General features: G+C 38.3%; 21 protein-coding genes and 1 pseudogene. 16 read left to right on the top strand and 6 right to left on the bottom strand.

Translation table 11 applies throughout. The features are described 5' to 3' along the window. The first annotated feature begins 25 nt into the window (after positions 1-25). From SORDD24_RS02775 to xerS, 16 genes and pseudogenes are all read left to right on the top strand, one after another. Positions 26-1204 carry a hypothetical protein gene (locus SORDD24_RS02775; RefSeq protein WP_061407219.1) on the top strand — a complete coding sequence of 393 codons (1179 nt, stop codon included), beginning with the start codon at positions 26-28 and terminating at the stop codon, positions 1202-1204. A gap of 202 nt (positions 1205-1406) precedes the next feature. Then, positions 1407-2258 (top strand): ribosome biogenesis GTPase YlqF, encoded by an 852-nt coding sequence (gene ylqF, locus SORDD24_RS02770; RefSeq protein WP_061407217.1) that lies wholly within the window; start codon positions 1407-1409, stop codon positions 2256-2258. Beyond that, positions 2245-3024 carry a ribonuclease HII gene (locus SORDD24_RS02765; protein ID WP_061407215.1) on the top strand — a complete coding sequence of 260 codons (780 nt, stop codon included), beginning with the start codon at positions 2245-2247 and terminating at the stop codon, positions 3022-3024. Before ylqF ends, SORDD24_RS02765 begins: the two co-directional genes overlap by 14 nt. 16 nt (positions 3025-3040) lie before the next feature. Beyond that, complete coding sequence (locus tag SORDD24_RS02760; RefSeq protein ID WP_061407213.1) at positions 3041-4591, top strand: ClC family H(+)/Cl(-) exchange transporter; 1551 nt, start codon at positions 3041-3043, stop codon at positions 4589-4591. A 48-nt stretch (positions 4592-4639) separates the two neighbouring features. Beyond that, a complete protein-coding gene (locus SORDD24_RS02755) occupies positions 4640-5386 on the top strand; it encodes a CPBP family intramembrane glutamic endopeptidase (protein WP_061407211.1) in 747 nt (248 codons plus the stop codon). A 152-nt stretch (positions 5387-5538) separates the two neighbouring features. Beyond that, the gene (locus tag SORDD24_RS02750) at positions 5539-5973 is read left to right on the top strand and encodes a hypothetical protein (RefSeq protein ID WP_061407209.1); all 435 of its coding nucleotides are present in this window, start codon (positions 5539-5541) and stop codon (positions 5971-5973) included. Then, positions 5973-6329, top strand: a complete 357-nt coding sequence (locus SORDD24_RS02745; RefSeq protein ID WP_061407207.1) for a hypothetical protein — start codon at positions 5973-5975, stop codon at positions 6327-6329. Before SORDD24_RS02750 ends, SORDD24_RS02745 begins: the two co-directional genes overlap by 1 nt. Positions 6330-6370: 41 nt before the next feature. After that, positions 6371-6797: pseudogene (locus SORDD24_RS02740) on the top strand (hypothetical protein). Positions 6798-6893: 96 nt separating this feature from the next. After that, positions 6894-7337 (top strand): hypothetical protein, encoded by a 444-nt coding sequence (locus tag SORDD24_RS02735; RefSeq protein WP_061407203.1) that lies wholly within the window; start codon positions 6894-6896, stop codon positions 7335-7337. Between the two features lie 104 nt (positions 7338-7441). Continuing rightward, positions 7442-7879, top strand: a complete 438-nt coding sequence (locus SORDD24_RS02730) for a hypothetical protein (RefSeq protein WP_061407200.1) — start codon at positions 7442-7444, stop codon at positions 7877-7879. A gap of 100 nt (positions 7880-7979) precedes the next feature. Then, a complete protein-coding gene (locus tag SORDD24_RS02725) occupies positions 7980-8414 on the top strand; it encodes a hypothetical protein (protein WP_061407198.1) in 435 nt (144 codons plus the stop codon). Positions 8415-8725: 311 nt separating this feature from the next. Beyond that, a complete protein-coding gene (locus tag SORDD24_RS02720) occupies positions 8726-9148 on the top strand; it encodes a hypothetical protein (RefSeq protein ID WP_061407196.1) in 423 nt (140 codons plus the stop codon). After that, complete coding sequence (locus SORDD24_RS02715; protein ID WP_061407194.1) at positions 9148-10422, top strand: hypothetical protein; 1275 nt, start codon at positions 9148-9150, stop codon at positions 10420-10422. Before SORDD24_RS02720 ends, SORDD24_RS02715 begins: the two co-directional genes overlap by 1 nt. Further along, a complete protein-coding gene (locus SORDD24_RS02710) occupies positions 10404-10796 on the top strand; it encodes a hypothetical protein (RefSeq protein WP_061407192.1) in 393 nt (130 codons plus the stop codon). Before SORDD24_RS02715 ends, SORDD24_RS02710 begins: the two co-directional genes overlap by 19 nt. Further along, positions 10777-11067, top strand: a complete 291-nt coding sequence (locus SORDD24_RS02705) for a hypothetical protein (RefSeq protein WP_001148767.1) — start codon at positions 10777-10779, stop codon at positions 11065-11067. The genes SORDD24_RS02710 and SORDD24_RS02705 overlap by 20 nt, the downstream gene beginning before the upstream one ends. Before the next feature lie 140 nt (positions 11068-11207). Then, positions 11208-12278, top strand: coding sequence for a tyrosine recombinase XerS (gene xerS / locus SORDD24_RS02700; protein WP_061407190.1), 1071 nt, complete (start codon positions 11208-11210; stop codon positions 12276-12278). 79 nt (positions 12279-12357) lie between these two features. Here the strand turns inward: xerS and SORDD24_RS02695 are convergent, their stop codons facing one another. The 6 genes from SORDD24_RS02695 to SORDD24_RS02670 form a co-directional block, all read right to left on the bottom strand. Then, on the bottom strand, positions 12358-12999 hold the full coding sequence (locus SORDD24_RS02695) for a hypothetical protein (RefSeq protein ID WP_061407188.1): 642 nt from the start codon (positions 12997-12999) through the stop codon (positions 12358-12360). 104 nt (positions 13000-13103) lie between these two features. After that, complete coding sequence (locus SORDD24_RS02690) at positions 13104-14093, bottom strand: lipoate--protein ligase (protein WP_061407186.1); 990 nt, start codon at positions 14091-14093, stop codon at positions 13104-13106. A 58-nt stretch (positions 14094-14151) separates the two neighbouring features. After that, positions 14152-15855, bottom strand: coding sequence for a dihydrolipoyl dehydrogenase (gene lpdA, locus SORDD24_RS02685; protein ID WP_061407184.1), 1704 nt, complete (start codon positions 15853-15855; stop codon positions 14152-14154). Positions 15856-15896: 41 nt separating this feature from the next. Next, positions 15897-16940, bottom strand: a complete 1044-nt coding sequence (locus tag SORDD24_RS02680; RefSeq protein WP_061407183.1) for a dihydrolipoamide acetyltransferase — start codon at positions 16938-16940, stop codon at positions 15897-15899. A 557-nt stretch (positions 16941-17497) separates the two neighbouring features. Then, positions 17498-18490: an alpha-ketoacid dehydrogenase subunit beta gene (locus SORDD24_RS02675; protein WP_000448714.1), complete on the bottom strand. Its 993-nt coding sequence runs from the start codon at positions 18488-18490 to the stop codon at positions 17498-17500. A gap of 16 nt (positions 18491-18506) precedes the next feature. Next, on the bottom strand, positions 18507-19105 hold a 599-nt coding region (locus SORDD24_RS02670), incomplete at its 5' end, for a thiamine pyrophosphate-dependent dehydrogenase E1 component subunit alpha (RefSeq protein WP_061407181.1).

Genomic DNA, 19105 nt, shown 5'->3' with positions numbered 1-19105 from the left:
CATTGAGTATTAGAAAGGAAACCTCATGCCACTTCCAGTTAGAAAATCTCTGCACGATGCGGTTTTACAGGCTTCAAAAGCCGATACTTGGGATCAAGCTACCAAGGAATGGAATGAAGTTTCCTTGATTTTTAATGGCATTGGTCGTAGTAATTGCGTCTGTGGGAATGCCATTAAATACGCCTACGAACTCTTTAATACTGTCACAGGTCAACGTCTTTTTCCTATCGGCAGCGATTGTGTTCGTCATTTTCATCGACTGACTTTAGACCAGCAACTAGAAGAGGAAGAAAAACTTCTCAGAAAGCTTGAAAATCTGACTAGAAAAGTTAAGAAAAAGGAAAAAATCAAGGTCAATAAAAGCGATTTTGACGAACGACTTCTAAAATGGTTTTGGGAAAAAGGTGTTTTCAAAGCCAATCGTGGCAATCAATTTGCACCTGAGAAAGATTACCAGCTTTTCCTAGAAGTCTTTCAAGGTGGAAGTTGGACCAAGGCAGAACCAAAAAAGAAGGCACGTATGGAAGAGGTCCTTGAAAAGTGTATCAAACCCTTTCTACTTGGAAAGACTGATGATCAACTCTACCTTGTCAAGCTAGGTAAGGAGAAAATCGACTACGAGCAGCATTTACGGATTCAGGCAGAGAAAGAACGCAAGAAAAGAGATAAAATCGCCAAGCAATACGCTGACAACCTCATTCTTGCTATGGGGCCTGCAGAACGAGCCTATCAAGATTACTTTGGCTTTAGAGAAACCCTCACACCAGAAGAACGAAAATGGGAAAAAATTCTTTTTGGAAAGAATAGAGAAGAACGAGCTCTCAAAGCAAAGCAAAATCAAAAAGAGCTTGAAAAAGAGCAACGAATTGCGAACCAAGATCCTATTGAACGAAAGCAAAAACAAATTTTGCTAATAAATTCTTATTTTCGTGATTTACCAGATGAAAAAGCTAGATTTTCTCGTCTCTTATTAGAATATCGAAAAAGTGGAGAAGTCCCCTTTTCAGAAGATTACTTAACTGAGCATCTAATCGATTTTTTCTACAGGATGAAGGCCTTTGAGTTTGAGATTGCTCCAGATAAAGCTGCTGAATTTTTAAAAGAATGTTTAAGAGCTGACTATTTATCCCCAGCGCAAATTCTCTGGAGTGAAACGATTGTCACAAATTGTATCAGCCCTTTTCTCTCAAGAATACTCTTATAATAAAATACCTATCATCAATATGACTTGATAGGTATTTTTCTCGTACTTTGATATAACAATACATTATTTATGCAAACATTTTTACTATATATACTCATTTTTGTAGACAAAAGCCTATGCAAAGAGGGATCATTTATGATAGAATAGATGGTAAGAAAGAAAACGTTTTTATCACGTTTTTTTAGTCGGAAGGGGAATTATTATGGCTACTATTCAATGGTTTCCGGGCCACATGTCTAAGGCTCGGCGACAAGTTCAGGAGAATTTAAAATTTATTGATTTTGTGACGATTTTGGTGGATGCTCGCCTACCTTTATCTAGTCAAAATCCTATGTTAAACAAGATTGTGGGCGATAAACCCAAACTTTTGATTTTAAACAAGGCAGACCTAGCTGATCCAGCAATGACAAAAGAATGGCGTCACTACTTTGAATCACAAGGGATTCAAACTCTGGCAATCAACTCCAAAGAGCAAGTTACCGTAAAAGTTGTTACAGATGCAGCCCAAAAGCTTATGGCTGATAAAATTGCGCGCCAAAAAGAACGCGGTATAAAAATTGAAACTTTGCGTACCATGATTATCGGAATTCCAAATGCTGGCAAATCAACCCTGATGAACCGTTTGGCTGGGAAAAAGATTGCGGTGGTCGGCAATAAACCAGGTGTTACCAAAGGGCAACAATGGCTGAAAACCAATAAAGACCTTGAAATCCTAGACACACCAGGGATTCTTTGGCCTAAGTTTGAAGATGATGCTGTCGCACTTAAACTAGCCTTAACTGGAGCTATTAAGGACCAGTTACTTCCAATGGATGAAGTGACCATTTTTGGTCTCAATTATTTCAAAAAACATTATCCAGATAAGCTAGCTGAACGCTTCAAACAAATGAAAATTGAAGAAGAAGCTCCTGTTATCATCATGGATATGACACGTGCTCTTGGCTTCCGAGACGACTACGACCGTTTTTACAGTCTCTTCGTGAAGGAAGTCCGTGACGGAAAGCTCGGTAATTATACCTTAGATACATTGGACGACATTGATGACGACGATTAAAGAAATCAGAGAACTTCTTGCTACTGTCAAAGACTTAGACAATTCCCTTTTTCTTGAGCTGAAAAAAGATAGCCGAACTGGAGTTCAAAAGGAAATCAGCAAGCGTAGAAAAAGCATTCAGGCAGAACTGGATGAAGACCTTCGCTTAGAATCTATGCTCTCCTATGAAAAAGAGCTTTATAAACAAGGATTAAGCTTAATAGCAGGTGTTGATGAGGTTGGTCGTGGTCCTCTTGCTGGACCTGTAGTCGCTGCAGCGGTAATCTTGCCTAAAAATTGTAAGATTAAAGGCCTTAACGATAGCAAGAAAATCCCTAAAAAGAAACATTTGGGAATTTTTCAAGCCATTCAGGACCAAGCCTTGTCAATCGGCATTGGAATCATGGATAATCAAGTCATTGACCAAGTCAATATCTATGAAGCAACCAAGCTTGCTATGATAGAGGCAATCTCTCAGCTCCGTCCCCAACCTGATCACCTCTTGATAGATGCCATGAAACTGGAGTTACCAATTTCACAAACCTCCATCATCAAAGGAGATGCTAACTCCCTCTCTATCGCAGCTGCATCCATAGTTGCCAAAGTGACACGGGATAGTCTAATGAAGGATTACGACAACCAGTATCCTGGATATGATTTCGCTGCCAATGCTGGATATGGAACGTCAAAACACTTAGAAGGACTCGAAAAACTAGGAGTTACCCCAATTCATCGAACCAGTTTTGAACCGATAAAATCACTGGTCGCAGCAAACAAAGAAAGTTAAATTGGAGGAAATGATTATGGAAAAACAGTCAGAAATACTCCGTTCCAAGAAAGAATTTGCCTTTGCTTCAAGTACCATATTATCCCAAGTTGGGCGAGGAATCATCGTCGGGCTAGTTGTCGGGCTAATCGTTGGATCTTTTCGTTTCTTAATTGAAAAGGGCTTCCACCTAATACAAGGCCTCTATCAAGATCAAGCGCACCTAGTGCGCAATCTTTTTATCATTGGTCTATTTTACATACTCATCTGCTGGCTCAGTGCGAAACTAACTCGGTCAGAAAAAGATATCAAGGGTTCAGGAATTCCTCAAGTCGAAGCCGAACTAAAGGGACTCATGACCCTCAACTGGTGGAGTGTCCTCTGGAAGAAATATGTTTTAGGCACCCTAGCAATTGCCAGCGGACTTATGCTAGGTCGAGAAGGGCCAAGTATTCAACTTGGAGCAGTTGGTGGTAAAGGCATTGCCAAATGGCTAAAATCCAGCCCGGTTGAAGAACGCTCCCTGATTGCCAGTGGAGCTGCTGCAGGATTAGCCGCTGCCTTTAATGCACCGATAGCAGGTCTCCTCTTTGTTGTAGAAGAAGTCTATCATCACTTTTCAAGATTTTTCTGGGTTTCCACTCTAGCAGCCAGTATTGTAGCAAACTTTGTTTCGCTCCTTATGTTCGGTCTAACACCCGTATTGGATATGCCTGACAATATCCCTCTCATGACTCTAGACCAGTATTGGATTTATTTGGTTATGGGGATTTTTCTCGGCATTTCTGGTTTTCTCTATGAGAAAGCCGTGCTTAATGTCAGCAAAGTTTATGACTGGCTTGGTCAAAAAATCCATTTGGATAAAGCTTATTATCCAATCCTAGCATTTATCCTTATCATACCAGTCGGAATTTTCTTACCTCAAATTCTTGGTGGTGGAAACCAAATCGTTCTCTCTTTAACTGAGCAACACTTTAGTTTTCAAGTCTTACTTGCCTACTTCCTCATTCGTTTTATTTGGAGTATGATGAGTTATGGTAGTGGACTACCTGGTGGAATTTTCCTACCTATCCTGGCCCTTGGTTCCTTACTCGGTGCCCTAGTTGGCGTCATTTGTGTTAATCTTGGACTTATCAGCCAGGAACAATTTCCAATATTTATCATTTTAGGAATGAGTGGCTACTTTGGAGCAATATCCAAAGCTCCCCTAACAGCCATGATCCTTGTAACCGAAATGGTTGGTGACATCCGAAATCTCATGCCTCTCGGACTTGTTACTTTGGTAGCCTACATTATCATGGATTTACTAAAGGGTGCCCCAGTATACGAGGCCATGCTTGAGAAAATGATGCCAGAAGAAGTGACAGACGACGGAGAAGTAACTCTTATCGAAATCCCTGTATCTGACAAGATAGCTGGAAAGCAGGTTCACGAGCTCAACTTGCCACATAACGTACTCATTACCACCCAAGTCCATAATGGCAAAAGCCAAACAGTTAACGGCTCAACTAGAATGTATCTGGGTGATATGATTCACCTAGTGATTCCAAAAAGTGAAATTGGGAAAGTCAAAGATTTGTTACTGTAGTTTTTTACATAATTTATTTTACGTAAAATATTATTGGAAGGATTCTCAATGAAAAGAAATAAGGCAATTGCAGTATATTTGCTAGGCACATTTAGCCAAATAGTATCAGTTTGTCTCCTTTACTTTCTCTTGAATCATTTTTCTGTTCAGTCCAATCTATTAACTATTTTAGGAATCATTTTAGGTGGCATTTCTTCAGCACTTTGGGGAATCATTGTTGCAAATCACTATTTTCATATTCCTTTTAAGAAGATCGTTAACGATTTTTTTAACATTCATACCAGTTATAAACACTATTTATTATCTTTTTTCCTTATTGTCCTTGATTTTTCTTTTCTAATGTTTGGTGGGCAAATAGTAGAATTTAGCTGGTATCTCCCATTTTTGATGTTCTTCAAATTTATTGTCTTTGGCGGTATAGAAGAGATTGGATGGCGATATGTTTTTCAACCAATTTTACAAGAAAAGTTGCCATATTTTTACTCAACAATCCTAACCTTTTTCAGCTGGGCGATTTGGCATCTGTTGTTCTTTTACATTGATGGTTCCCTAACAACTCTGCAAATTCTACCGTTTTTATTTGGTTTGCTGACGAATTCTTTCATACTCTCAGCTCTTTATAACAAAACAAAGGATCTCTGGATTTGCGTTATGACACATTCGATCATTAACGTCTTGTCTCAGCTAACCATAGATACTAATCGATACGAAACCTACCTAATCAAAATTTTCGTCATCTTGGTATCCTGCTATATGGTAGTACATAAAAAAGATGAGTATAGTCGGTATAAATAAAATTAAATATAAACCTTCAAAACCAAATCAAAAAAGATTTGGTTTTTTAAGAATTAGAAATCTGATTTTCAGTATATAGTATGATTTTTACCCCCCTACTTTGTAAAGAATGATTAGAATATTGTATAATAAGAAAAAGGAGAAAAGCCCAAATGAATAATTCCAGCATCAAAAAAAGTCATAAAAAGCTACTAATCGTTTTATCAATCGCAATTATCACAGCAGGAGGTATATTTATGTTTAGTATGTTAGGGAAATCTCAAGAAGAGCGTCGAAATAGAGAATACGAGGTGAGTCTGGTCAATGCCTTAAAGAATTCATATGAAGGGATAGAAGAGATTAAGATTATGAATCCTGATTATACAAACCCACCAGGGTCATGGTCTTGTGATGTAGAAATCAAGTTTAAAGATGAAAGAAAAATTAAGTATGGGATTGGATATTCTTTAGACACTGAGGAAATAACTGATGCTTCATTGGAATGGGAAGGAAGAATAAAAGATAGACAATTTTTGAATGAAAACAAGGGTAAAACCACTTCGAAAATCAGGGTAACTTATTCTGATAACGACGAAGGAGAGCAATAATGACATTTAATTATACAGTTAAACAGCTTAATAATTTAAATAGAGATAATGGGGTTTACAGTGTGAATTCAGAGTTTGCTAGACGAAAACATAAAAAGCTTGTTGTTAATAAACCTGATTCTGAATTAGCTAGCTATGAAACCAGCACAATAACCACCTCCGATGGTCAAGAATTCTGTGTTGATGCCACTAAGTCTGACCTAGTAACGGGATTTGATGGACTGGAAGTTGCACCTATTGTGAACGGCGAACCAGATTATAAAAGTATAGCTGTGATTGCTGCATGGACGGATCCAGAGAGTCCTGCTAAGCCTGACAGATGTAAAACAACTTTTTCTTATTATAGTGTAATATAGACAAACCTTATAGTATAATAAGAAAAAGGAGAAAAGCTTAAATGAACAATTCCAGTAATAAAAAAAAGTTATAAAAGTCTACTAATCGTTTTGTTAGTTGCATTCATCACAGCAGGGGGTATATTTATGTTTAGTATGTTAGGAAAATCGCAAGAAGAACATCGGAATAGAGAGTATGAAGTTAGTTTGGTGAATGCCTTGAAGAATTCTTATCAAGGGATAGAAGAAATCGAAATTTCTAATCCAGAATACACAAGCCCTCCTGGTTCGTGGTCTTGTGATGTCGAAATTAAATTTAATGATGAAAGAACTCTTTCATATGAGATTAATCATCATTTAAACTATAAAACCAATTATGGTGGCCGTCAAGAAACAAACGAAGATTGGCAGTATTTAGAAACTCATAGAGGGAAAACTTTAAAGTCAGTGAGAATTACTTATTCTGATAGCGAGCAAGGAGAACTATGATGAATTTCCATTATACTGATGAATAATTTAAACCAAGATTATGCTGTTTATAGTGTGAACGAAAAGTCTTCAAGGAGAAAAAGGAGAAAAGCTTAAATGAAGATTTCCAGCAATAAAAAAAGATATATAAGACTACTAATCGTTTTGTTACTCGTAGCCATCACAGCAGGAGCTATTTTTATGTTTAGGTTGTTAGGGAAGTCTCAAGAAGAGCGTCGAAATAGAGAATATGAAGTAAGTCTGGTTAATGCGTTAAAGAATTCCTACCAAGGGATTAAGGAGATTAAGATTATGGATCCTTACTATAATGACAAACCGGGTTTGTGGTCTTGTGATATTTCAGTAGAGTTCAATGATAGTCAAACTATTACTTATGGAATTAATCACAGATTAACCTATAAAGAAAACCATGATGGTCTTATGGAAGGGAATACTAATGAAGAAATTGATCAACAATGGTCGATACTTCAAAAACACATTGGTAAAACAGAATCTATAATATTAGTACGATATTCAAATGGTGAAACAGGAGAGCAATAATGGTATTTAATTATACTGATAATCAGTTGAATAATTTAACCCAAGATTTTGCTATTTATATGGTAAATGAAGAGTTTTCAAGTAGAAAAAGGGGAAAAGCTTAAATGAATAATTCCAGCAATAAAAAAAGCCATAAAAGGATACTAATCGTTTTGTTACTCGTAGCCATTACAGCAGGAGGTGTTTCTATATTTAGTATGTTAGGGAAATCTCAAGAAGAACGTCGAAATAGAGAATATGAAGTCAGTTTGGTAAACGCCTTAAAGAATTCCTATGAAGGGATTGAGGAGGTACATATAACCGACCCTTCATATGCATCAATTCCGTCTGATTCTTGGGGCGCAAAAGTTAAAATATTTTTTTCTGATAGCAAACAACTAAGTTATATAATTGCATTTAATAAACAAAATAACGAAATAAGAAGTAGAGATTTTCAAAATAATTCTCGAAAAGATGATAATCAATATTTGATAAACCATCGTGGAATTACAGAAAAAAATGTAAAAGTGATTTATTCAAATGGTGAAACAGGGGAACAGTAATGGTATACACTTATAATGATAAACAACTCAATGAATTAAATCACGGAAAAAAAGTTTATAGTGTCAATGCTGAATATGCTGAGAAAAAGAGGAAATGATAATGAGTAAAGACAGATTAAGAAAAAGCTATAAACCATTATTCATAGTTTTACTACTCGCAACTATCGCAGCAGGAGGTGCTTTTATATTTAGTATGTTAGGAAAATCCCAAGAAGAGCATCGAAATAGAGAGTATGAAGTTAGTCTGGTAAACGCCTTAAAGAATTCCTATGAAGGGATTGAGGAGGTAACGATTACGAATCCATCGTACAGCTCAATTCCTTCAGACGCTTGGGGGGCGGATGTGAAACTAAAATTTTTTGATGGAACATCTAAAGAACATGTTTTAGCTTTTGATATAAACTCGAATAAAATTAGGATTGGAGTATATAATAAGGATGATGAAGAATTTCAACATTTTTTAAATTCTAGGCGAGGTTCTACTAAGTCAAAAGTTAAAGTTAAATATTCGAATGGTTCAGAAGGGGAGCTATGATGAATAAATACGTGTATACAGACAAACAACTTAATGAATTGAATCAAGGTCCGAATGTTTACAGTGTGAATTCTGAGTTTGCTAAACGAAAATATAAGAAGCTTGTTGTTAGTAAGCTGATTCTGAATTAGCTAGCTACGAAACCAACACCATAACTACCTCCGATGGTCAAGAATTCCGTGTCGTTGCGACTAAGTCTCACCGAGTATCGGGATTTGATGCAGTATCTGTGACAATTGACTTGTTTTTCTCTATTCTACTGTTATTTATCTTTAAATTATAGTAGAATAGAGAAAAGGAGAAAAGCTTAAATGAATATTTCTAGCAATAAAAAAAGATATGTAAGACTACTAATCGTTTTGTTACTCGTAGCCATCACAACAGGAGGTGTTTTTATGTTAAGTATGTTAGGGAAGTCTCAAGAAGAGCGTCGAAATAGAGAATATGAAGTTAGTCTGGTCAATGCCTTAAAGAATTCTTATCAAGGGATTGAGGAGATTAAAATTTCCAATCCAGCATACACAAGCCCTCCAGGTTCATGGTCTTGTGATATAGAAATCAAATTTAATGATGAAAGAAAAACTAAGTATAGGATAGGCCATGGACTCCATGATAAAAAGAATTATCAAGGTTCATTGACCAATGAGAAAAGGCAATTCCTTAACAATTACAAAGGAGTGACCAACTTTAAAGTAATTGTTACATATTCAGATAATAGCACAGGAGAACAATGATGACATTTTCCTATACAGATGAGCAGTTAAACAATTTGAATCGAGATTATGCTGTATATAGTGTAAATCTTGAATTCGCTAAGCGTAACGGTAGAACTTATGTCAATTCAAATCTCATCGAAAATATATCTCCTGATGATTTAGAAAAAACCAACACAATAACCACCTCCGATGGTCAAGAATTCCGTGTTGTTGCCACTAAGTCTGACCCAGTAACGGGATTTGATGGACTGGCGGTTGCACCTATTGTGAACGGCGAACCAGATTATAAAAATGTAGCTGTGATTGCGGCAGGAACTGACCCTGATAGTCCGGTGAATAAAACTATGTTCAGCTCACGCGACGTCAATAGTGCCATAATTGCAAGGCAAACTTATTTATCTCCACAATATAAGGTTGCTGACAAATTCGTAAAAGAGATTATGGACGACCCCCAATACGAAGTCAGTCAACTATCCGGTTATTCACAGGGTTCCTACATGCTGAAGGTAGGAGCTAAATACCACATCCCTACAACCACCTTTAATGCTTGGTTTAAATACGGTGCACTCACACTGGAAGAAAAAGCATTTATTGAAAGTAACCCTTCTATGTTTATAGATTACCGTAGAAAACATGATGATGTAGTACGTTGGAATGATTTTAACCATCCAGAATGGTATAATACTACCACTACAAATTCTATGCCTAGTACGATTCACTGGCTTGATGGTTCGAGTCATAAAATTGGTGACTGGGAGTTTGATCCTGTAACTGGTCAACTTGTAGATGGTAAAGGTGGGAAACCCTTAATCAGTAGCGTTTATCGAGCGTATGCCAACAGTCTCCGAGGAATGGCTCATTACAAGGACTTGAAATCAAAATGGTCATCAGGTGGCATTAGTAGCTCTGAGGAAATATACTTAGATGCAGCTCAGGGTTCTATCTTATCGTCATCTATGGCTACAGCAGCAAGAACTGGAGCTGATGAAGTGAGCGCCTTAGCCAAAAAAGCCAATCAAGAATTACAAGAAATTTGGTCAAAAATCGACTTTACGAGCTACACAGCGTTAGCTCCCTATGAGGTTGATGCCATTTTTGCAAGTCAAGGTATCACTCAAGCACAGTTTATCGATACGTTTCAGGCAGAGACAAATCAAACAGCCACTAAGATGAATGCTTCCGCCCAAGCATTTGAAAATTTGGATAAACAATTACAGGAAGTTATCGAAAAAACAGTAGCAACAGATAAGCAATTGGCCAAGGAGTTTCGACAATGGAAAGAAAAGATGTAAAATGGGAGGAAATCAGAGAGAAAGAGAGAGAACTGTTTAATCTAGAAGAACAATATTATCGACAAAAGAAAGAACTTGATAAGAAAGCCCTTGATCTAGACGAACGAAATGCAAACTTAGAAAAACTGATGTCCGAAGAAGTTGATAAAATGTCTCATATTTTGAGAAAATTTGAGACAAGTGCTGATGATGTTAGAGACTATTTTATAGAAATAGAAAATTTGAGACACTTTTCGAATCAAGTATATAGAGATCATAAAATTAAACTCGAAGATGAGAGAGAAAAATACGATAAGGAATTTCGTACACAAAGAAATGATTTAGACGAAGAATTTTACAAACTAAGGAGAGATTATGCAAGCACCAATGAATGAATACTACACAGATGAAGAATACCAATATGCACTGAAACAAATGTATCGAATGATGGAAAGAAACCGAATCATTACGGAAGCAAAGTTAGCGATAACAGCAAAAAATAAATTAAAAGAAAACTTTAATAAGGCAGCTAAGAAAATTGCTACAGAAACCAAATCAACCATTACAAGCATAAACAGCCAAATGGACACTGCAATTCAAGGTAAAGTTCGCAAGAGTCTTGAAGAAAAGATTCCGAATATGTTACTCAAGTATGATGAAATTTAATAAAGGGTTCAGGATAACTGGGGGTAGGTTGGACTTCTGTTTTAAGTTTCTTATATCATCTTTCCGAAAAACTATAATTTTCTTGAAAAATATGTAAGTCTATGCTATACTACTAGTAGACTTAATTATGGAGAAAATACATGAAACGTGAGATTTTATTGGAACGAATCGATAAACTAAAACAAATCATGCCCTGGTATGTTCTGGAATACTACCAATCAAAGCTTGCTGTTCCCTACAGTTTTACAACCTTGTACGAATACCTTAAGGAATATGATCGATTTTTCAGCTGGGTTTTGGAGTCTGGTATTTCAAATGCTGATAAAATGTCTGATATTCCTTTATCTGTCTTGGAAAATATGTCTAAGAAAGACATGGAATCCTTTATTCTTTATCTACGAGAACGACCTTTGCTGAATGCTAATACAACCAAACAAGGCGTTTCACAGACAACCATCAATAGAACCTTGTCAGCACTTTCCAGTCTATACAAATATCTAACTGAGGAAGTTGAAAATGATCAGGGCGAGCCCTATTTCTATCGTAATGTAATGAAGAAAGTTTCAACCAAGAAAAAGAAAGAAACCCTTGCTGCCAGAGCTGAAAACATCAAGCAAAAACTCTTTCTAGGTGATGAAACAGAAGGTTTTCTAACTTACATCGATCAGGAGTACCCGCAACAGCTCTCCAACCGAGCTCTATCATCATTCAATAAAAATAAAGAACGTGATTTAGCTATTATTGCCCTTCTCTTGGCCTCAGGTGTCCGCTTATCTGAAGCTGTTAATCTGGATCTAAGAGATCTCAATCTCAAAATGATGGTTATCGATGTCACTCGAAAAGGTGGTAAACGAGACTCGGTCAATGTCGCAGCCTTTGCTAAGCCATACCTAGAGAATTATCTCGCCATTCGAAATCAACGCTATAAGACGGGAAAGACAGATACAGCGCTCTTTCTGACCTTATATCGTGGTGTTCCCAATCGTATCGATGCTTCTAGTGTTGAAAAAATGGTTGCTAAGTACTCAGAGGATTTCAAAGTTCGTGTAACACCCCATAAACTACGCCATACCTTAGCAACCAGACTCTATGATGCAACTAAATCGCAAGTTTTGGTCAGTCACCAGCTAGGACATGCCAGCACACAAGTCACTGACCTCTATACACATATCGTCAATGATGAACAAAAGAATGCTTTAGATAGTTTATAAGCGTCACATATTATAAATTATGTAAAACAACTATCGCTAAAAAACGAAAGATAAAAGGAATTGATCTTTCGTTTTTTAGTTATTTAAACTCAATCCAGTAGTTACGGTGTGGCTCTATAATTACTGGTTTACCCCAAAAGGCTTGCAGATAGGCTAGATTTGCTGAGCTTATAGGTTTTTTTGAATCATTGTACTGCTCAGCACTCTCTTTAGTTAGAAAACATTTTACTGCTTCATAAGAAGTTCCATCAGATGATTCTCTTTTGATTCCCATATACGAAATTTCGCCACCATTTTTAAAATCATCAGTCAACAGTTTACCAATTAAGAACACTGTCTTATCTTTCATAAGTTCATAAGCCTTACTATTTTCCAGTCGGTTATTTGCTGCAGCATACATAATACAAAAACTATCAACAATATCTTTCAAAGGCATTAAGTCTTCTTTGTTTACTTTGATTTCATCGGGCAGAAGACCGCCAATTATAAGATTTTGAAAATAGGCTTGCTGGATTACATTATCTAAAGCCATCCCTAAAGGAATTTGAACAGCTTGGTATCCTAAAGGCTGAAGATCTTTGTATTTCTTATCATAATGTTCTTGTGTGATGCTTATATTTAAACTTTCAGTTTGAGAAATTTCCGCATTTCTATAAAAAGCAACAACATTGCGGTCTAACTGTTCAAATAGATTAAGTTTTTCTACTGGAATTTCTATCATAATGAATAACTCCTTTTCATTTTTCATCACTATTATAATCTAATCAGCATGATTATTAAGTTTAACCCTAATAAAAGAATCCATCATAAATGGATTCTTTTTCCTTACCCCACTACTGCTTCAGCGATTTCTTCACGGCTAATACCAGCAAAATAGCGTGTGATGTCAATAGTTTCTAGAGCTTTAAGAACATCCTCACGTTCGTATTTCACGCTACGAAGGATATCTTCTACAGCTGCAACATCTTCGATGCCAAAGAAGTCACCATAGATCTTGATGTCTTGGATTTTTGATTCAATGACGTTGGCAAAAACTTCAACCTTACCACTAGTGAATTTTGTGCCACGACGGATGTTAAATTCAGGTGATTTACCGTAGTTCCAGTCCCAAGTACCAAACTTGGTATCCTTGATACGATTGATTTCCGCCAATTCTTCTTCTGAAAAGACGTATTCAGTCATCTCTGGGTACTCTTTTTTCATGTATTCCAATAGTAAATCACGGAATTCCTCAACTGTGATTTTTTCTGGTAATTCATTGACAATATTGGTTACACGAGCACGGACGGATTTCACACCTTTTGACTCAAATTTGTCTTTTGAAACCTTGAGGGCGTTAGCAAGGACTGACAGATCAACGTCAAAGAGCAAGCAACCGTGGTGCATGATACGCCCATTGATATAGGCTTGGGCATTTCCACAGAATTTCTTACCGTCAATCTCAAGGTCATTACGGCCTGTGAACTCAGCTTTAACACCAAGTTGAGCCAAGGTATTGATGACTGGAGTTGAAAAACTCTTAAAGTCAAAGGCGCGGTTTTCATCTTCTTTTGAGATGATCGTGTAGTTGAGGTTGTTTAGATCGTGATAAACAGCTCCACCACCACTAATACGGCGGACTACCTCAATACCATTTTCTCGAACATAGTCACGGTTGATTTCTTCGATAGTATTCTGGTGACGACCAACAATGATAGAGGGTTTGTTAATCCAAAGTAGGAAGATTTGATCCTCATCTAAAAGGTGTTTAAAGGCATATTCTTCCAAGGCGATATTAAAGGCAGTGTCGTTTGAATGATTGATAATATATTTCATGATATCCCTTTATACGATAGAGACTGGAAATAAGCTTCCAGTCTAATCTATCTTCGTTTTATTTTTTCTTAGGTGAATGGATGGCCATTCCTAGAACATCTGCAAATGCTTCGTACATAACTTCAGAGTAAGTTGGGTGTCCGTGGATGGTCTTCAGCATTTCTTCAACAGTGATTTCCATTTCGATAATGCTTGATGCCTCGTTGATCAATTCTGCAGCTGCAGGACCGATGATATGAACACCAAGGATTTCTCCGTATTTCTTATCTGCAATGACTTTTACGAAACCTTGAGCCGCATCAGAAGCAATAGCACGTCCATTAGCCGCAAAGTTGAATTTACCAATGGCAACATCGTATTTCTCACGAGCCTGCTCTTCTGTCAAACCTACTGCTGCTACTTCAGGAAGAGTGTAAATGGCTGCAGGAGTCAAGTTGAGTTTCGCTACGACGTGGTTTCCTTTAAGCGCATTTTCAGCGGCAACTTCACCCATACGGAAGGCTGCGTGAGCCAACATCTTGGTACCATTGATATCACCTGGTGCATAGATACCTGGAACAGAAGTTTCCATGTATTCGTTGACCTTGATGCGACCACGATCCAATTCAAACTCAACATCGCCAATACCTTCAAGATCTGGCACACGGCCGATTGAAAGAAGAGCTTTGCTTGCGATGATATCGTCTTTTCCTTCAACTTTAATACGAAGTTGACCATTTTCCTCGATGATTTCTTGCAGTTTTGTACCTGTTAAGATGGTCATTCCTTTACGTTCAAGGATCAACCGAAGGTTCTTAGAAACTTCCGCATCCATAGCTGGAACGATACGGTCCATCATTTCGATAACAGTTACTTTTGAACCAAATGTCATGAAGGCTTGACCAAGTTCGATACCGACAACACCACCACCGATGATAACAAGGCTTTCTGGAACTTCGTTCATTTCAAGAATGTCGTCACTTGTCATCACGAGTGAAGATTCCATACCAGGAACATTTATCTTGCTGACTTTTGAACCACCAGCAAGGATGATTTTCTTGGTTTCAAGCAATTCTGAACCATTAACTAAGACATTCTTGTCTTTAGTGATGGTACCAATTCCTTTATGAACAGTAACTCCGTAGCTACGAAGAAGACCCGCAACTCCGCCAACTAAAGTATTGACAACCTTAGACTTGGTTTCAAGGAGTTTATCCATATCTACAGTGAAGTTTGGATTTTCGATGACGATACCACGGTTTGCCGCATGACCGATGTTTTCGATGATTTCAGCATTGTGAAGGTAGGTCTTAGTTGGGATACATCCACGGTTCAAGCACGTTCCACCGAGTTCAGATTTCTCAACAAGGGCAACCTTCCCACCGAGTTGGGCAGCTTTAATGGCTGCTACATATCCAGCAGGACCTCCACCAATCACAACGATATCAAAGGCATCATCGCTCTTACCGTCGTCGTTTGAGGCACTAGCTGCAGGTGCAGGTTTTGATTCTGGTGCAGCCGCTCCAGCTGTTGGGATGTTTTCCCCTTCTTCGCCAAGGTAACCGATAACTTCAGTTACTGGAACAGTTTCACCATCTCCTTTAAGGATGGCAATCAAGTATCCATCTTCTTCGGCTTCCAATTCCATGCTGACTTTGTCAGTCATGATTTCCAAAAGGATTTCTCCTTCTTTTACAAATTCTCCGACTTTTTTATTCCATTGGACGATTTGTCCTTCTGTCATATCTACGCCGGCTTTTGGCATAATTACTTCTAAGGCCATGTCTTACTTCCTTCTAAATCTCTAAAATAACAATAGCTGACTTAAACCAACATTGAGATTGGATTCTCAATCAAGGCTTTCAAGTCTTTCATAAACTTAGCACCAGCCATACCATCTACGACACGGTGGTCAATGGTTAATCCTAGACTCATGATTGGTCGGATAACAATCTCACCATTGACAACAACTGGTTTCTCGATTGTCGAACTTACACCCAGAATAGCTGAGTTGGGTTGGTTGATGATCGGACCAAAGGACTGAACGCCAAACATTCCCAAGTTACTGATTGTAAATGTTGAATTTTGAAGTTCACTTGGAACTAATTTACCTTCCAAGGTGCGACCAATGACATCTTTGAAGGCTACAACCAACTCTGAAAGGCTCATCTTTTCAGCATTATAAACAACAGGTGTCATCAATCCATTATCCATCCCAACTGCCATAGCAAGGTTGACATAGTTGTGAGTGACAATGGTCTTACCATCTTCAGTCAATGAAGCGTTGATGTAAGGGTGTTTCATCAAGGTCTTCACAACAGCGAGAGAAAGAAGGTCTGTAACCGTTACTTTCTTACCAGTTGCTTCCATGATTGGTTCAAGAACCTTCTTACGAAGAGCTAGCATTTCAGACATATCGACATCGTAGTTGAGCGTGAAAGTTGGCGCAGTTAGGTAGGATTCGACCATACGTTGGGCGATAACCTTACGCATTGGTGTCATCGGAATACGTTCAATCTCACCATAAGGAGTGATATTGTCTGGAACTTCTTCCACTTTTTCGATTTGAGCAGGAGACTTGATAGTGTCGTTTTCGATATTTTCAGGAAGGAAGGCCAAAACGTCCTTCTTCATGATCTTACCACGATGACCAGTTCCTTGGATTTCCTGCCAAGCAATGTTATGTTCAAGGGCAATTCGTTTTGCAAGTGGCGAAATGCGAACCACGTTTGTGTCTTTATAAGTTTCCACGTCTTCTTTGTGGACACGACCGTTTGCACCTGAGCCAGAAACGTCGTAGAGGTTGATACCTAGATCATCCGCTAACTTTCTAGCCGCAGGAGTCGCTCTTAGCTTGTCATCAGCCATGACCTCTCCAATTCTATTTATGATGCAAAGGGCGTTTAAAAGCGACCGAAAAATAGGAAATCTACGCAGACTTCGATGAAGTCAAGGAGATTTATCTTTTTTCCGAGCTTTTAGCCCGTGCTCTAATTTAAGATATTAAGGACGCAGAGGGCAATGAAAAAATAGGAGATTGACGATGTGTTCGATGAACACAAGAAAATCTATCTTTTTTTCGCAGACCACCGTCCGAATTCAATTACATGATACTAAGGGCGTCAAAAAGCGACTGAAAAATAGGAAATCAACGTAGACTTCGATGAAGCCAAGAAGATTTATCTTTTTTCCGAGCTTTTAGCCCGTGTTCAACTCTACAAGTAACTTGGACACGAAACGTGTCTCAAGTTACTACGGTTGCCGCTATTAGGCGGTCAACCTAGTAGACTTACTAAGTCGTTCGTCGAATAGTATCGATTCGACTCCCTTCTGTCGCAACTTTGCAAATAAGTTGGATACGAAATGTATCTCAAGTTGTTAAAGTTAAAAAGAACAATTGTTTACATAATTTATCTTATGTAGTTTTATTCTTTGTTATAGGTTTTACGGATTGCATCTTTGATGCTTTCAACTGTTGGAATCATTGCATTTTCTAGGTTTTGTGCGTAAGGCATTGGCACATCTTCTCCTGCACAACGGCGGATTGGCGCATCTAGATAGTCAAATGCTTCTGATTCTGAAATGATAGCTGAAATCTCTCCGATATAGCCACTTGTTTTGTGGGCATCGTTAACCAGAACAACCTTACCAGTCTTCTTAACTGAGTTAATGATGATATCCTTATCAAGCGGTACAAGGGTACGTGGGTCAACAATTTCAACCGAAATTCCTTCTTCTGCCAATTCTTCAGCAGCTTGAACCACACGGCGAAGCATTTTTCCATAAGTAACGACTGTTACATCTGTACCTTCACGTTTGATTTCACCAACTCCAAGTGGGATTGTGTAGTCTGGATCAACAGGCACTTCCCCTTTTTGGTTAAATTCTGACTTGTATTCAAGGATGATTACAGGGTTGTTATCACGGATAGAAGACTTGAGCAGTCCTTTCATGTCAGCAGGTGTACCTGGAGCTACAACCTTAAGTCCTGGAATGTGAGTGAACCAAGACTCTAGGGATTGCGAGTGCTGAGCCGCAGAACCAACTCCATTACCAGCTGCACAACGGACAGTCATTGGAACCTGACCTTTACCACCAAACATATAACGTGTTTTAGCAGCTTGGTTGACGATATTGTCCATGGCAATGACCGAGAAGTCCATGAAGGTCATATCGACGATTGGACGAAGTCCCGTCATGGCTGCTCCCGCTGCCGCTCCAGAGATAGCAGCTTCAGAAATTGGACAGTCACGGACACGTTCTGGGCCAAATTCTTCAAGCATTCCAACAGAAGTTCCGAAGTCTCCTCCGAAGACACCGACGTCTTCTCCCATCAAGAACACATTTTCATCGCGACGCATTTCCTCAGACATAGCAAGGATAATGGTGTCACGGAAGGACATTGTTTTTGTTTCCATTTTTATCTCTTTCTCCTTAGTCTGCGTAAATATCTTCAAATGCGGATTCAAGCGGTGGGAATGGGCTTTCCTCAGCAAATTTAACAGAAGCTTCTACTGCTGTTTTCACTTGTGCTTGGATTTCTTCCAATTCTTCAACGCTAGCAATGTTATTTTCAATAAGGTAATTGCGGAGGTTTTCAATTGGGTCTTTTTGTTTCCACAATTCCACTTCTTCGCGCGTACGATATTTACCAGGGTCTGATGATGAGTGACCAAGCCAGCGGTAAGTGACACTTTCAATCAAGACTGGACCATTGCCACCACGAACATGGTCTACAGCTTTCTTAAATCCTTCATAAACGTCGATGACGTTGTTTCCATCTTCAATAAACATTCCAGGAATTCCATAAGCTGCGCTACGGTGATGGATATGTTCCACGTTAGTCATTTTCTTGATATCCGCAGAGATACCGTAACCGTTGTTAATGCAATAGAAAATCACTGGAAGGTTCCATATAGAAGCCATGTTCACTGCTTCGTGGAAGACACCTTCGTTGGTCGCGCCATCTCCAAAGAAGCAAACAACGATTTTTCCAGTGTTCTGCATTTGCTGACTGAGGGCTGCACCAACAG

Source organism: Streptococcus oralis (genome assembly GCF_001579175.1).
Taxonomy (GTDB): Bacteria; Bacillota; Bacilli; order Lactobacillales; family Streptococcaceae; genus Streptococcus; species Streptococcus oralis_O.
Note: the sequence above shows the minus strand (reverse complement) of the source record. Positions and strands in the feature narration are given on the sequence as shown.